The 15,696-nt window shown below is 54.5% G+C and carries 15 protein-coding genes and 1 other RNA gene; 15 read left to right on the forward strand and 1 reads right to left on the reverse strand.

Annotated features, from left to right (window positions below; translation table 11 throughout):
- Positions 1-70: 70 nt before the first annotated feature.
- From KQX66_RS31210 to rnpB, 7 genes are all read left to right on the forward strand, one after another.
- Complete coding sequence (locus KQX66_RS31210; RefSeq protein ID WP_216797380.1) at positions 71-532, forward strand: YaiI/YqxD family protein; 462 nt, start codon at positions 71-73, stop codon at positions 530-532.
- 40 nt (positions 533-572) lie between these two features.
- On the forward strand, positions 573-2,408 hold the full coding sequence (dnaG, locus tag KQX66_RS31215; RefSeq protein WP_216797382.1) for a DNA primase: 1,836 nt from the start codon (positions 573-575) through the stop codon (positions 2,406-2,408).
- A 51-nt stretch (positions 2,409-2,459) separates the two neighbouring features.
- Positions 2,460-3,578, forward strand: coding sequence for an RNA polymerase sigma factor RpoD (gene rpoD / locus KQX66_RS31220; protein ID WP_063184282.1), 1,119 nt, complete (start codon positions 2,460-2,462; stop codon positions 3,576-3,578).
- Positions 3,579-3,711: 133 nt separating this feature from the next.
- Positions 3,712-4,548, forward strand: a complete 837-nt coding sequence (locus tag KQX66_RS31225; RefSeq protein ID WP_216797384.1) for a hypothetical protein — start codon at positions 3,712-3,714, stop codon at positions 4,546-4,548.
- A 1-nt stretch (position 4,549) separates the two neighbouring features.
- Positions 4,550-5,314 carry a tRNA (adenine(22)-N(1))-methyltransferase gene (locus KQX66_RS31230; RefSeq protein WP_216797386.1) on the forward strand — a complete coding sequence of 255 codons (765 nt, stop codon included), beginning with the start codon at positions 4,550-4,552 and terminating at the stop codon, positions 5,312-5,314.
- Positions 5,290-6,405 (forward strand): Nif3-like dinuclear metal center hexameric protein, encoded by a 1,116-nt coding sequence (locus KQX66_RS31235; protein WP_216797390.1) that lies wholly within the window; start codon positions 5,290-5,292, stop codon positions 6,403-6,405. The genes KQX66_RS31230 and KQX66_RS31235 overlap by 25 nt, the downstream gene beginning before the upstream one ends.
- Before the next feature lie 70 nt (positions 6,406-6,475).
- An RNA gene (gene rnpB, locus KQX66_RS31240) (RNase P RNA component class A) lies at positions 6,476-6,895 on the forward strand.
- 76 nt (positions 6,896-6,971) lie between these two features.
- Here the strand turns inward: rnpB and KQX66_RS31245 are convergent.
- Entirely contained in the window at positions 6,972-8,840 is a 1,869-nt protein-coding gene (locus KQX66_RS31245) for a S8 family peptidase (protein ID WP_216797393.1), read from the reverse strand.
- 218 nt (positions 8,841-9,058) lie between these two features.
- Between KQX66_RS31245 and KQX66_RS31250 the strand changes: the two genes are divergently transcribed.
- From KQX66_RS31250 to KQX66_RS31285, 8 genes are all read left to right on the forward strand, one after another.
- Positions 9,059-9,559, forward strand: coding sequence for a YpuI family protein (locus KQX66_RS31250; protein WP_010491849.1), 501 nt, complete (start codon positions 9,059-9,061; stop codon positions 9,557-9,559).
- An 87-nt stretch (positions 9,560-9,646) separates the two neighbouring features.
- The gene (locus KQX66_RS31255; protein WP_216797395.1) at positions 9,647-10,789 is read left to right on the forward strand and encodes a glycoside hydrolase family 15 protein; all 1,143 of its coding nucleotides are present in this window, start codon (positions 9,647-9,649) and stop codon (positions 10,787-10,789) included.
- A gap of 48 nt (positions 10,790-10,837) precedes the next feature.
- A complete protein-coding gene (locus KQX66_RS31260; protein WP_216797397.1) occupies positions 10,838-11,047 on the forward strand; it encodes a DUF1540 domain-containing protein in 210 nt (69 codons plus the stop codon).
- Positions 11,048-11,106: 59 nt separating this feature from the next.
- The gene (locus tag KQX66_RS31265) at positions 11,107-11,526 is read left to right on the forward strand and encodes a hypothetical protein (RefSeq protein WP_216797399.1); all 420 of its coding nucleotides are present in this window, start codon (positions 11,107-11,109) and stop codon (positions 11,524-11,526) included.
- A gap of 121 nt (positions 11,527-11,647) precedes the next feature.
- Positions 11,648-12,376, forward strand: a complete 729-nt coding sequence (locus tag KQX66_RS31270; protein WP_253957560.1) for a lytic transglycosylase domain-containing protein — start codon at positions 11,648-11,650, stop codon at positions 12,374-12,376.
- A 101-nt stretch (positions 12,377-12,477) separates the two neighbouring features.
- The gene (locus tag KQX66_RS31275) at positions 12,478-13,644 is read left to right on the forward strand and encodes a cysteine desulfurase family protein (RefSeq protein ID WP_216797401.1); all 1,167 of its coding nucleotides are present in this window, start codon (positions 12,478-12,480) and stop codon (positions 13,642-13,644) included.
- Between the two features lie 3 nt (positions 13,645-13,647).
- The gene (gene thiI / locus KQX66_RS31280) at positions 13,648-14,862 is read left to right on the forward strand and encodes a tRNA uracil 4-sulfurtransferase ThiI (protein WP_216797403.1); all 1,215 of its coding nucleotides are present in this window, start codon (positions 13,648-13,650) and stop codon (positions 14,860-14,862) included.
- A gap of 64 nt (positions 14,863-14,926) precedes the next feature.
- On the forward strand, positions 14,927-15,595 hold the full coding sequence (locus KQX66_RS31285) for a TerC family protein (RefSeq protein ID WP_216797411.1): 669 nt from the start codon (positions 14,927-14,929) through the stop codon (positions 15,593-15,595).
- The last annotated feature ends 101 nt before the right edge of the window (positions 15,596-15,696 follow it).

Here is a 15,696-nt window from a genome sequence, read left to right on the forward strand (position 1 = left end):
TTTTATCCTTTCATCGTATATAATATTACGGTAATGCTTTAGTCTTGAATTTTACAGTCGGCGGGGACCTATGACGTATAAAATTGTAGTGGATGCCGACGCATGCCCGGTGAAGGCGGAAATCGCGCAGACGGCCTTACGTTTCGGAATCCCGGTGCTGATGGTCGCCTCGTTCGATCATCGGCTGCAGCCGATGGACGGCGTCGATATCGTTCAAGTGGATCGGTCGGACCAGTCGGTAGACCTGTATATTGTCAATTACATCGCGCCCGGAGATGTGCTGGTCACGCAGGATTTCGGGCTGGCTGCTTTGGCGCTTGGCAAAAAAGCGATGGCGCTGTCGAATCGCGGCCAAACGTACAATGAACGGACGATTGATTTTTTGCTGGAACGAAGGCACGAGCAGGCGAAACAGCGCCGCGGAGGCAAGCATACGAAAGGTCCTAAAGCGTTCACCGACGAGGACCGCCAAGCCTTTCTACAAACTTTGACAAAAGTTTTGTCGGGCTTGCAGGAGAATCGGGCAAAGTAGCGAATACCTATACGTGTTAATTTGAATGAAGGTGGATAGGATGAGTAACGGACGCATTCCCGAGCAAGTCATCGACGCGGTCTTGAAAGCCCACGATATTGTCGAAGTCGTCGGAAGACACGTTCATTTGACGAAGCAGGGGCATTACCTTAAAGGTCTTTGTCCTTTTCATTCAGAGAAGACACCTTCCTTTACCGTCACGCCCGAAAAGCAGATTTATCACTGCTTCGGCTGCGGAGCGGGCGGGAACGCCATCCGGTTCGTTTCGGAAGTCGAAGGGCTGTCTTTCGGCCAGGCGCTCCGGAAATTAGCCGATGAAGCGAAGCTCGACATCGGACTCGGGCCGCAGCAAGGCCAAGCCGAAACGAAGGAGCACGCGGACCGTGCGAAACTGATCGAAGCTCATGAGCTTGCCGGCAAGTTGTACGAATATCTTCTGCACAACACCGAGCAGGGCAAAGAAGCGAAGCAGTATTTGCACGCCCGGGGAATGACCGATAAGCTGATCGAAACGTTCGGCATCGGCTACGCGCCATCGCGCTGGGATACGCTGACGAATCTGCTGGATAAGAAGCAGTTTCCGCTGCCCCTGGTGGAGCAAGGAGGGCTGATCTCGGCGAAGCAGGACGGAAGCGGGTATGTCGACAAATTTCGAGACCGCGTCATGTTTCCGATTCGCGATTGGAAAGGGCATATCATCGCCTTCGGAGGAAGAGCGATGGGCGACGTACAGCCCAAATATTTGAACAGTCCGGAATCGATGCTTTTCCATAAGAGCCGTACGCTGTACAATCTGCATGCCGCCAGGCCCCAAATCCGGAAAAGCCAGGAGCTCGTTTTGTTCGAGGGCTATATGGATGTCATTCGCGCTTGGGAGGCCGGAGTGCATAACGGCGTGGCGACCATGGGAACGGCGCTGACACCGGAGCATGCGGAAGCGATCAGGCGTCTTGCGGAACGGGTGGTCGTCTCTTACGACGGGGACAATGCCGGACAATCCGCAGCCTATAAGAGCATCCCGTTGCTGGAAAATGCAGGGTGCAATGTAAGAATTGCCATGCTGCCGAACGGGTTGGACCCGGACGAATATATTTCCGCTCACGGTTCTGAACGATTCGTACGAGAGGTTATCGAAACCGCCGTACCGTCGATCAAATATAAACTTTTTTATTATCGCAAAAATTATAAACTGCAGGAGGATGGAGAAAAGCTTCGCTACATTCAACAAGCGCTCCGCTTGATCGCAGGACTGACTTCACCCATTGAGAGAGAGCATTATGTGAGAGAGCTTTGTTCCGAATTTCACTTAACGTTCGAATCCGCGATGCAAAATCTGAACGAGATCAGGCTTCAAGCCGAAAAAAAGGACCGTTCTGGGGATAATAAAGACAATTCGTGGAATAATGTTATGAATGACGGAAGGCTTCGCGCGCAACCCCCTTCGATGGTCCCTGCCTATCAGAATGCAGAGCGTCAACTGCTTGCCGTCATGATGCTGGACCGGGACATATCCGGTTATGTCGAGCGTCAGCTGGGAGACGGTTTCAATATGGAAGCTCATGCGGCGCTCGCCGCTTACTTGTACGCTTACTACGCGCAAGGATTCGAGCCCAACGCCAGCACGTTCATCGGCATGCTGCAGGATGACAAGCTTGAGAGCTTGGCTAGCTCCTTAACCTTAATAGACAATCGCAGCGGTATTAATGATGCCGTGATCGACGATTACATCCGGCAAATCAAAAAGTTCCCGCTCTTGCAGACATTGGAACGAAAAAGAGAAGAAATCAAGCAAGCAGAACGTTTGGGTGATATTCCCAAAGCCCTGCAACTAGGCAGTGAGATTATATCCTTGGAAAAGCAGTTGAAATCATCCTGATTCGTCTTGATACGGGACCGGGGTGTATTCCAGGGAGGAGGGAGTTGGATTATGGCGAACGATCAACGTACGGAACTAGAGACAGAGTTGACGCTCGAACAAGTAAAAGAACAGTTGATCGAACAAGGCAAGAAACGTTCGGCAATTACGTACAAAGAAATTATGGAGAAGCTCGCGCCGTTCGATCAGGACCCGGAGCAAATCGATGAATTTTTTGAGCAGATTCAAGAGATGGGGATCGATGTCGGGAACGAATCGGACGATGACAACGAACTGACTCCGATGGAGCACGAGCACGACGAGTTCCATTTTGACGACGATTTGTCCTTGCCGCCTGGCATTAAGATCAACGATCCGGTACGGATGTATTTGAAGGAGATTGGCCGGGTTCCGCTGCTTTCCGCAGAGGACGAGATCGATTTGGCGAAACGGATCGAACAGGGCGATGAAGAGGCGAAACGCCGTTTGGCGGAAGCGAATCTGCGTCTGGTCGTCAGTATCGCCAAGCGGTATGTCGGCCGGGGGATGCTGTTCCTCGACCTGATCCAGGAAGGCAATATGGGCTTGATCAAGGCGGTTGAGAAGTTCGACCATATCAAAGGCTTCAAATTCAGTACGTATGCCACGTGGTGGATTCGTCAAGCCATTACGCGCGCGATTGCCGACCAAGCGCGTACGATCCGGATTCCGGTACATATGGTGGAGACGATCAACAAGCTGATCCGGGTATCCCGTCAACTGCTTCAGGAGCTGGGGCGCGAACCTACGCCGGAGGAAATTGCGAAGGAAATGGATCTAAGTACGGACAAAGTGCGTGAGATTATGAAAATCGCGCAAGAACCCGTGTCGCTCGAAACGCCGATCGGCGAGGAAGACGACTCGCACCTCGGAGATTTTATCGAAGATCAGGAAGCGCTGGCTCCGGCGGATGCCGCTGCTTACGAGCTGCTCAAGGAGCAGCTGGAGGACGTCCTCGATACGTTGACTGAGCGCGAGGAGAACGTGCTTCGGCTGCGCTTCGGACTCGATGACGGCCGGACGCGGACGCTGGAGGAAGTCGGTAAAGTATTCGGGGTTACCCGGGAACGGATTCGCCAGATCGAAGCCAAGGCGCTCCGCAAGCTTCGTCATCCGAGCCGCAGCAAGCGGTTGAAAGATTTTCTTGAATAATAGCTTGTCACTACGACCTTTCCGCCGCCTGCGGGAAGGTCTAATTTTTTGCGGGCTCCAAGCCGATGAATGAATTATGAATCATGTATCCTATGTATTAAGCGACGACGGGCTTCGGAGGAACCTATAAGCTATGGATGATAAAAAGAAAACGATTATCCGCGAAATTGAGCATTGGCGGCGAAGCAAGCTGCTGCCTGAGCAGTATTGCGACTTTTTGCTGAATATTTACTTGGAAGACGATCAAGAAAAACCGGGAAGCTCCGGTGGACTGTTCGGAATTACGGCGTCGAAAATAAGCGACAGCAATTGGAAAATATGGGTTCTCGTTTTGGTTGCTGCATGCGCCTTTTCTTTTACTGTTCTTCATTTTAACGCTTTTCAATTACCAATGCAAATAGGGGTCTCGCTTTTGTTTCTTGCATGCTGTTACGGCTATGGAGGGTACAAGCGGGAAAAGGACCCGATGGGCTCGCAAATTTTGATCGGTATGGCTTCGTTGTTTTTGCTCTTTATCGGGGTTTATCTTATGAAGCTCCACGGATTGCAATCGTCCGTTTTCGTCGTTACCTACGTGTTTCTATGCAGCCTGGTGTGGATTGTGACGGGCCTGCTCGCAAGGCATGTGCCGTTCCATCTCGGCGGTTGGGTGAGTCTGGTGTTCTGTTACGGCTGGCTGCTGCATTATCAGCTTGATTCGATCAGTTGGGTTACACTGGAGCTCAGCTGGGTACCGCTGAGTATTCTATTTTGCTGGATGGGATGGATGGTTCACGAGAAGAGCCGCCATATGGGACTGGTCTTCTTTTTGCTCAGCTTGATCGTTTGGTATATGCCTGAATTATATGGTATGCTGTATGCCGAGCAGTACGGCGAAATGACGCTGCAATGGATGCTGTTGGTTAAGATTGTGACGGAGGCTTCCTTGCTGTTTGTATGGAGAAAAAAATGGACAGAATGGGTTGTCTGAGATGATACGATTATCAAAACGATTGGGTAAAATTGCACAGGAGGTTCCCGCGGGCAGCCGTCTGGCGGATATCGGGTCGGACCATGCGCTTCTCCCCTCTTATTTGGCAAAGCAAGGCACGATCGTACGAGGGATTGCGGGCGAGGTAAATCCCGGTCCGTACGATGCAGCCGTCAAGCAGGTCCGCGCATCGGGGCTGGAGAACGTCATCGACGTCCGGCTGGGCGACGGTCTGGCCGTCATCGCGCCGGGCGAGGCGGATATCATCACGATTGCGGGGATGGGCGGAGTGCTGATCGCTTCGATTCTGGAAGCGGGAAAAGCGAAGCTGGAAGGCGTGCGCCGCTTGGTGCTTCAGCCGAATGTCGGCGAAGCGGCGGTCCGGGAATGGCTGCTCGGGAACGGCTGGTTTTTGACCGGAGAGCATATTTTGGAGGAAGACGGAAAAATTTATGAAATTTTGACCGCGGTTCCCGCAATGGAGTTCGGGGCAGATCCGGAATCGCTGTATGAACCGCTGACTCTGGCGAACGGTATGACCGCGGATCGTGCGGTTCTCCTGAGCATGGGGCCGTATTTGGTGCGGGAGGCTTCCGCCGTCTGGGCGAAGAAATGGACTTATGAATTGGATAAGCTCCGTAAAATATGCGATAATCTGGCCGGGTCCGAAACGGAAGCTTCCCGCAGCAAGGAAGCGGAATTCCGCGCCGAGATGAAACGAATCGAGGAGGTATTAGCCGCATGTACGCCAAAGGCCAAGCCGTAATTCAATTGATGGAAGAGCTCGCGCCCAAATCGTACGCCGTGGAGAACGATAAAATCGGGCTGCAGATCGGCACGCTGCAAAAGGAAATCCGCAAAGTGCTTGTTGCCCTCGACGTGACGGAAGAAGTGGTAGACGAGGCGATTCGCGAGCAAGCCGATCTGATTATTGCACATCACGCTGTCATTTTCCGTCCGCTGCCTCACATTCAGACGGATACGCCGGCAGGCCGGCTTTACGAACGGCTGATCAAGCACGACATCGCCGTTTATATCGCCCATACGAATCTGGATGTGGCCGACGGGGGAATCAACGACATGATGGCGGAAGCGATCGGCCTGACCGGTACGCAGCCGCTTGACGAAGTACATACCGATAAGCTGAAAAAGCTCGTCGTGTTCGTTCCGACGACGTACGCCGACGAGGTACGCCAGGCCATGTTCGACGCGGGAGCGGGCGGCATCGGCCGCTACAGCCACTGCAGCTTCAATATCGAAGGCGTCGGAACGTTCAAGCCGGAAGATGGTACGAACCCGTTTATCGGTCAACCCGGGAAGCTGGAGACGGCGCAGGAAATACGCGTCGAAACGATCGTCCCTCAGAGCGTGGAACGCAGAGTCGTGCAGGCGATGCTGAAGGCGCATCCGTATGAAGAAGTCGCTTACGATCTATATTCGCTCGATTTGAAGACGCGCACGTTCGGGCTCGGCCGCGCCGGTAAGCTTCCGCAGCCGGTAACGCTGCAGGAGCTGTGCGAACGGGTCAAACAGGTATTCGACGTGCCGATGCTGCGCGTCGTCGGCGATCTCTCGCGGACCGTGCGCAAAGCGGCCGTGCTTGGGGGATCGGGCAGCCGCTATGTGAAGCATGCGCAATTCGCCGGAGCGGATGTGCTGATCACCGGCGATATCGATTATCATACGGCGCATGACGCCTTGGCCGCCGGGATCGCGCTGATTGATCCGGGACACAATGTGGAGAAAATCATGAAGCGCGGCGTCGCCGACCACTTGCGGCGCAAGCTGGAGGAGCGAAAGTGGGCTACGGCGGTCATCGCTTCGCAAATCGATACGGAACCGTTCCGTTTCGTGTAATTTGCCGGAATCCGGCAGTTGAGTTTTGCTCCGATTCCTTGTATACTAGCAGATGCATCTATTGCAAAGGAAAGTTTGACAGACAATCGCTGGTGGCGTTAGCCACGAGAGGAAAGTCCGGGCTCCATAGGGCAGGATGCTGGATAACGTCCAGTCAGCGCGAGCTGAAGGCTAGTGCCACAGAAACGGACCGCCGATGGCCGTGCATGCGATCTTCGATCGCCGCCGGCACAGGTAAGGGTGGAACCGTGGTGTAAGAGACCACGAGGAGCTATGGTGACATAGTTCCTGGTAAACCCCATTTGGAGCAAGACCTAGAGGAACGCACGTCCCGCAAGGGACAGTCTTTGCCCGAGACGCGTTCGGGTTGGTCGCTTGAGCCGTTCAGCAATGGACGGCCTAGATAGATGATTGTCGCTTCAATGGTGGCAGGGTGGCACCCGCTACGACCACCGGAAGCACAGAACCCGGCTTACGGCAAACTTTCTTTCAGCCGCTTACGCAATAGATCTTCATGCAAAAAACCGCCTCAGGAGGCGGTTTTTTGCTGTTTTCATCCTCTATTATTATCTAAACCAGCGCTGCATCCAGTCCGGCCATCCCGGCTTCGGAGCCGGAGCCGTACCGGTTGGGGCGCCAGCCGCTTGGCCGGAAGTCTTGGGGTCCGCTGCCTTGAGCGCGGCGACCACGTCGATCAGACCGTAACCGAAATATTTGTCTTTCCCGGGTGGCCCCAGATCCATCGCTGTTTCTTTGATGATCCGAACCACTTCCGTATTTTTCAGCGCCGGATTGACCGAACGGATCAGCGCCGCCAGCGCGGTAACGTGCGGGCTGGCCATCGAAGTCCCGGACAGTGCCGCATACTGGTTGTTCGGATACGTGCTGGCGATGTTGACGCCCGGGGCGGCTACGCCGACATAGTCGCCGTAGTTGGAGAATGCCGCCTTCTGCTTTCTGGCATCCACCGCAGCCACGCCGAGCACTTCCGGATAGGCGGCCGGATAACCGGGACGTTCCGTGTTATCGTTGCCGCTAGCGGCAATCAGGACGACGTCGCGGTCATAGGCGTATTTGATGGCGTCGTGCAGGAACTGGGCGTCCGCATAGTTGCCGAGGCTCATGTTAATGACCTTGGCCCCGTTATCCGTTGCCCAAATAATGCCCCGCGCAACGGCATAGGTGCTGCCCGCGCCGCTGGAATCGAGCACTTTAACCGGCAAGACGCGGTTATACCAGCTCATGCCGGCGACGCCCAAGTTGTTGTTCACGATGGCCCCGATGACTCCGGCCACATGTGTGCCGTGTCCGACATCGTCGGCCGGTCTGGCCCCGGGCTGGATGGCATTGTAGCCGGCCATCAAATGGCCTTTCAAGTCCGCATGGTTCCCATCGATCCCGGTATCGACGACCCCGACGATGACGTCCGTCGAGCCTTTGGAGACGTTCCAGCCGGCCTCCGTTTCGATCTGCGGCAAGTTCCATTGGTACCGCCGATACAGCGAATCGTTCGGCGTAATCACCGTTGCTGAATTCGGGTGCAGAACGGGAGCAATGTCGTTCGTCAAATAAAGAAAATGCGGCTCGGCGTAATCGATGTTCCATTTCCCGAAATACCCCATAAGCTGTTTGGCTTCCATACCCGGCGATTCGAAGACGTAAGTATAGCCGAGCTTGTGGACGTGGCCTCCGCCAATTTCTTGCCGGATGCGGACAAGATCGTTATCGGATGGCGGCTGCTTGAATTTGACGACGACTTGATTCGTGTGATAATGGCTCGTTCCCTGATTATCTTCGGGATGGCGAACCTGCACGTTCTGAAGCGATTTCGAATCGACCGATTCGATCTTGTAGCGGCCTTGCGCAGGGTACGGCTCGATTCGTAAATTTTTCTTTTGGTGATCGGCCACCTGAGCGAGAATTTGCTGGCGCACGGTGCCGACGATTCCCGATGCGCCATCCGCTCCCGGAACGCCGAGAACGAAATACGTGCTGCCGTCCGCTTGAAACGGCGGAGATTGATACGTCTTTCCGTTGTCAACCTGCCGCTTCGCTTCTTCCAGGTAAGGCTGCGAAGCTTTTGCCGCCGCCTCGTTCAGTGTACCTGCCGCGATGCCTTGGTCCAAGGTTTGGTCACGTTTGGTGCGCACCAGGCGTTCCATATGCGGATGAGCCGCTTGGGTCGCTTGTAGCGTTTCCCGCGCTTTGCCGTCCGTCTGCGCCTGCGTGTCCTGAACGATCCGATGCAACTCCAGGCTGCACTGACTGCGACAAAGCTCGTCCGTGCGAGCCACATCCTGATTCAGCATCGCTTGCTTCATTTTCAACTCGGCGGCAGGTGTAACCGTCTCGGGTTTGGGAGCCTGATCGCCGCGGGGGAAAAGAATCGCTACCCCGGCGATAACAAGAGCGATCGATAAAGCATATTTCCACATGGGCCTTGCCTCCTGATTGGAACAGTGTGTACGTCAATTAGAATCCCCTTCGCGGGCCGTTTAAAAAGCAGCAAAGTTATCCAAAAAGGAGCAGTCCGAAACAATGGCGTTCTGGATGTTTTTCATATTACTTTTAGATGCGTTTTGTGGTACGATGGAAGGGAGAGGTCGTTTTGCCCATATCGTTCTGTTTTAAAGTTGAGGAGGTCTTTTAAGCGATGGCAGTATTTCATGTAAAAACTCTTTGTGAAACGACAAGGACCAAGCTGAGCGAGGCAATCGCCAAAATGGAACAATTCCTGAACGGACATTCTTTGCAGCAGCTGAATACCGATAATGACGAAGCGATGGAAGAATTTTATAAAGGGTATTTGACCGATACGAGACATTTGTTAGTATTTTCCGAGGTGGCGTACGAGAAGCTCGGCGTGGCGCTGCGCCGTCCGAATTTTAACGTGGATTATGCCGAAAAAGTACTTTACGACGTTTATCATAGCTGCGTGAACAGCTTTTTTTATCCGAAAAACGAATGCTATTCCGAAGACGGCCGTTATGCATATACCGGTCAGGATGCCATCCGCTTCCGTAAAAAGCCTGTACGCGACGTGCGCGACTTGACAATTGAGCTGTCCAAAATTTTTGAAACGCTGCGCGAAGATTTGGCTTATTACGAAACCGACTATATTACGCAAAAACGGATGCAGGGCGAGAAAGTATAATTCGCCCAATCCGAGACATATTGTGAAGAGATGCTTCGATGCGGGCATCTCTTTTTGTTTCATTAAGCTAAAGGAAGGGGTTCTCTGATGCGGCCAAAGATGAATGAAGAAGAGCTGGTGCAAGCGTCCATACGGCTGATCCGGTTAAACCAGCACCCGGAAGGGGGATACGTAGCCTGTCCGCTTTTTGCGCACTATGCTTACGGCTGGCTAAGGGACGGCAGCTTCGTCGCATACGCCATGGATACGGCGGGAGAGCACGACAGCGCGGCTTTATTTTACGATTGGGCCAACCGGATTATCGCTTCCAAGCGGGATTATATCCGCTACCTGACGGACAAACAAGCCCGCGGGGAGCACGTGGCGCTTCATGAATTTTTACATACCCGTTATCATCTGGATGGCCGGGACGATACAAGCTCGGAATGGGGACACTTTCAGCTGGACGGTTACGGGGCTTGGCTCTGGGGATTGACGGAGCACCTTCGCGCGGTCGGAACGTACCGGATTCCGGATACGTACCGGACTAGCGTGGATGCCGCGGTTGATTATTTGCGCGCATTCTGGCGCTACCCGAATTTCGATTGCTGGGAGGAGTACGGCGAGCACGTGCATCCTTCGACGCTGGCCTGCATTTACGGCGGGCTGGAGGGAGTTGCCCGGCTGGACGACAATGCGGAGCTGCATCATATTTCCTCGGAAATAAAGGATTTTCTGCTGCAGCATGGCGTACATGCGGAAAACGGCCATTTTGTCAAAAATATAACACCTGTTCCCCAAGGAGATTCTACAGCTTATGTAACAGGTTTCGCCGGAGTGGACGCGAGTTTGCTTTGGCTGACAGAACCGTTCCACGTATTCGATTCACAGCATCCTGCTATGCGGAAGACGATCGAAGCGATCAAAAGTGAGCTGCGCTCAGAAACCGGAGGCGTCCGCCGTTACGCAAGCGATACCTACTACGGTGGGGGAGAGTGGCTGCTGCTGGCGGCTTGGTACGGATGGGTTCAACTGAGGCTGGGGAACCGGGAGGAAGCCGGGCGTTCGCTGGAGTGGATCGCAGGGCAGGCGGACGGATTGGGCCGGTTTCCGGAGCAGGTGAAGCGTCCGGATGGCAGCGAGGAAGCCTATGACGATTGGGTTCGCCGCTGGGGGCCTCCGGCAACGCCGCTGCTGTGGTCGCATGCGATGTTCATGGTGCTATATTACAAGCTGCGCGCCAAGGCCTAGAGTATATCCCCTTTTCGATGCGGGAAAGCTGAGAAAGGGGTGATTACGATGCCAGATGTCAAATGCAGCGTCGCCAACTGCGAATATTGGGCGCAGGGAAACAATTGCAACGCCAACACGATTATGATCGAGATCGACAAGCATGCGGACGTCAAGTATGACGCCGAGTTCGGAGCCGAGTTCGAAGATCACCAAGACCGGGCCGCCAGCTCGCAGAACACCTGTTGTCACACCTTCGAGCCGAAAAAATCGAAATAAGCATCGGTTTTTCCGGAAGTGTCAAGCGTTCATTTCTCTCGGGAAGGGAAGGGGACCGAATGAAACGGAAGCTCGGAAGACATCCCGGTTCGGTTCGGGATGACAGGTCGCTGCGGAAGTTCAAGCACGAGCAGCTGCGCAGGGAAGCCGGCCGCAAAACGCGCGCGGAATTCGCCGCGGAGATCACTTATCCCGGCCGTGGTTCGCGGGAGGAGAGATCCCGCATTATGCATCCTGTGGCCGTAACGGAAAACGGTACGGAGGAAAAGGCGGAAACGTCTTACCGCTGGCTCGGATACACGGCGCTTGTGTTGTCTATTCTGGCGTGGTTTCTTTATCCGGCGCTTCTCGGCTCGATGTCAGCCCTATTAGGGCTGTTTGCTTATATGCTGGGCGAGCGTTCGCTGGGCACATGGTCGATCGTCATCGGTTTGATCGCACTGGCCGGTTATTTCATTTTGGTTCCTCTATACGCTTGAGGCGGAGACGGCAGGCCGGCAACCGGTCTGCCGTTTTTCTTTTAAATTTTATAGTGGCTGAACCGCCCAAAAAAGTGTACAATGGGAAAAGAATCCCGGTACAAGGAGACTTCCGTAACCGATGAACTTATCGACAAAAGCTATCGATCCCTATACGATTAAAGAGCTGCTGCAGCTTCAGGTGATGAATCAGTTAAGCTTGCTAACCTCGGGCAGAAATTCCGTTACCGAGCAAAGCGATAATACGGACTTTGCCTCCATATTGAACGGGATGTTGGCCGGCATGGATTCGGCTTCGCCCCAGAGTGCGGGCGGTATGACCGCAGGAGCCGGGCTCGTGCCGGGACAAGCTTGGGGGCCGGCCATGCTAAGCGGCTTATCTACCGCTTCCGCAGGCGCGCTGACGAAGAAGTTCGCCTCAGCTACTGCGAAGCCGTCGGCCTACGAACCGCTGATTCAGGAAGCCAGCCGCCGGTTCGGCGTCGAGCCAAGCGTAGTGAAAGCGGTCATCCATGCAGAATCGTCGTTTAATGCCAACGCCGTTTCCGGTGCGGGAGCCAAGGGCTTGATGCAATTGATGGACGCAACCGGTCAAGGGCTGGGAGTGGACAATCCGTTCGACCCGGCGCAAAACATCCACGGCGGAACCCGTTATTTATCCAACCTGATCTCCAAATATGGCGGCAGTTTGGGCACCGCGCTTGCGGCTTACAATGCAGGACCTACAAGGCTGGACCGGCTCGGCATTCGAAACGATCAGGACTTAGCCGAAAAGCTGCATCTGCTGCCTAACGAAACGCAGCAGTACGTACGCAAAGTATTGGCGTTGAAAGAGCACTACGAGGCATGAGATGAGCGAGACCAATCGTAGGCACTCCGTTTGCGGGGGCCGACCATTGGTCTTATTTTCTTCCTGAACCAAGTAGAGATTGCGAAAAAGGGGAATGACAAATGCTGTATATGGATTACGCGGCAACGGCGCCTATGTATGACGAAGTCATCGGCGTCATGACCGAAGTGATGAAGTCGCACTTCGGCAATCCGTCGTCCTTGCATAAGCTGGGCTTGGAAGCCGAGCAACTCGTAAGCCGTTCGCGTGAAACGATTGCGAACGCGCTTCGCTGCGACCCGAACGAGATCCGGTTTACGTCCGGCGGAACGGAGAGCAACAACCTGGCCATCCGCGGAGCGGCCTATCGATACCGGTCCCGGGGCAATCATTTGATCACTTCGTCCATCGAGCATGCATCAGTTTACGAAACCTTTCGTAAACTGGAAGAAGAGGGCTTTCAAGTAACTTATTTGCCTGTCGATGCGACAGGTCAAATTAGGCTGTCAGACCTTGAGCAAGCATTGACGAGCGAAACGATTCTGGTCAGCGTGATGCATGTAAACAATGAAATGGGCCGGATTCAACCGATTGAAGCGATCGGCGCCCTGCTGCGCACCCGCCCCAAGACCTTGTTCCACGTCGATGCCGTACAAGCTATCGGGAAGCTTCCGGTCGACCCGAAGCGGCACGGTATCGATCTGATGTCCTGTGCAGCTCATAAGCTCCGCGGTCCGAAAGGCATCGGGTTCTTATACTGCCGGCGCGGGGTCGAATTGCAGCCGTTGCTGCTCGGAGGCGGGCAGGAGGAAGGACTTCGTTCGGGGACGGAAAATGTCCCGGCTGTGGTGGGAATGGCCAAGGCGGTACGGATGGCCGTTCAGGAGCAGCCAGCCTTTGCGGCGCATACGGCCAGACTGCGTGCCCGTTTGACCGAGGGAATCCGCCAAATTCCGGAGCTTGTGTTGAACGGCTCGGAGCGGCCGGAGGACATGGCGCCGCATATTGTTCATTTTTCGTTTCCCGGAATGAAGTCCGAGGTGCTCGTGCATGCCTTGGAGCGGCACGGCATTTATGTGTCGACCCGTTCGGCCTGCTCTTCGGGAGCGGAGAAGCCCAGCCGCGTGCTGTCGGCTATGGGGGCGGACCTGGCGGTCGCGGTCAGCGGCATCCGGCTCAGCTACTCGCTTCAGCAGTCCGAGGACGATGCGGATCGCTTTTGCCGTGTGCTTAAACAGCTTGTAGAAGAGTTAAAACCGGCCATGGCCGGCAAGAACGAACGGAGGTAACTTATGACACCGCAACAGGTCGTCCTCCGTTTGGGGGAATTGACGCTTAAAGGACGCAATCGCCACCGGTTCGAGCAAGCGGTTTTGCAGCAGCTGAAACGGGTATTGCGTCCTTGGGGAGCCATCAAGTATGAAAAAGAATTCGGGCGAATCACGCTGCATTTGAACGGTACGCCTTACGAAACGGTGCGCGAGCCGCTCAAGACGGTATTCGGCGTTGTATCGTTTAGTCCCGTACTCACGACTGAATTAGAACTGGAGCGCGTGCAGGAAACGGCGCTCTTGGCGATGCGGGCCATGGACCCGCAGCCGCGGACGTTCAAGGTCAGCGTGCGCCGCGTGAACAAAAGCTTCCCGCACGACTCGCAAGAGATGAACCGGCTTGTCGGAGGCTACGTCTTAAGGGCGATGCCCGATCTAAAAGTGGACGTGCACCGGCCGGAAGCGGAGTTGAAAGTCGAGCTTCGCGAACGGCAAGCGCTTGTGTACAGCCAGGTGGACTCGGGCGCCGGAGGGTTCCCGCTCGGCACGAACGGCAAAGCGGTGCTTATGCTGTCCGGAGGCATCGACAGTCCGGTAGCGGGATATTTGGCCATGCGCCAAGGGCTGGCGGTCGAAGCCGTCCATTTTCACAGCTATCCTTATACCAGCGAAAGATCGCAAGAGAAAGTGAAGGAATTGGTCCGGAAGCTTGCCGTATATGCCGGTCCGATCAAGCTGCACATGGTGCCGTTCACGAGCGTACAGACCAAGATTCACGAAGCGTACCGGGAAAATCTGCTAATCACGATACTGCGCAGAGCCATGATGCGGATCGCAGAGAAGTTGGCCGAGGCGAACGGGGCGGGCGCCATCGTGACCGGGGAAAGCTTGGGACAAGTGGCAAGTCAAACGCTGGCCAGCATGAATGCCATCGGCCGGGCTGTGCACCTTCCGCTGATTCGTCCGCTCGTTTGTATGGAAAAACTGGAAATTATCCGCCTCGCGGAGGCGATCGATTCATACGAAGTGTCTATTTTACCGTATGAGGATTGCTGCACGTTGTTTTTGCCGCCAAGTCCAAGCACCAACCCCAACTTGAAGGTTGTCGAAAGCATCGAAGCGGGAATGCCCTGGTTGCAAGAGGAAATGGATGAAGCGGTGCGTAATACGGAAACCCTATGGATAGATACGGACCGTCGGACGGAACAAGAAGATCGATTCTCCTCTTTTTTCTAAGCTTATCCTATGCCATCGTTCGCCGGACTCCAGATCGAATTGAATGAGATGGAGGGTAACGACCATGCTGGATTGGTTCATTTTGTTTCTCCAAATTATGCTGATCAATATCGTGCTAAGCGGCGACAATGCCGTCGTCATTGCTTTGGCGAGTAAAAATTTGCCTTTGCATCAGCGAAAGCAGGCGATTTGGTGGGGGGCCTTCGGGGCGATCGCCCTGCGGGTCGTGCTGACCGTCATTGCCGTCTATGTCTTGAAGGTACCGTTCATTCAAGCGCTCGGATCGGTGCTGCTGCTGTGGATTGCCATCAAACTATTGATCGACGAAGAGGATCATTCCAACGTGAAGCAGGCGGCAACCCTCGGCAAAGCGGTCAGCACGATTATTTTGGCCGATTTCGTCATGAGCCTTGACAACGTATTGGCGATTGCCGCCAAAGCGAAGGGAGAGGTCGGGGTAATCATTCTCGGGATCGGGCTTAGCATTCCGATTATCGTCTGGGGGAGCACCGTGGTCGTCAATTTGCTGAAGCGGTACCCCATTTTCGTTTATTTGGGAGCCGGCATTCTTGGCTATACCGCAGGGGAAATGTTTATCGCCGACGAGAAGCTGGCAACCCGACTGCTGGGGGATATTTCGCATTATGTGCTGCCGATCGTCACGACCTTGATCGTTCTTGCGTCTGGCGTGCTTAAGAAATGGGTGTTCCGGCCGCGGCAGCGGCATACCTAGAAGGCTGGCAGGCTATCGGAACGCCGCTTTTCAACCATGAACAGGCATTGTAAATAATCGGTTAATCCCGCAAGCTATCTTGCGTTTTACGGCATCTGCAC

This window comes from Paenibacillus oleatilyticus (genome assembly GCF_018998565.1).
In the GTDB taxonomy this organism is placed as follows: domain Bacteria; phylum Bacillota; class Bacilli; order Paenibacillales; family NBRC-103111; genus Paenibacillus_G; species Paenibacillus_G oleatilyticus.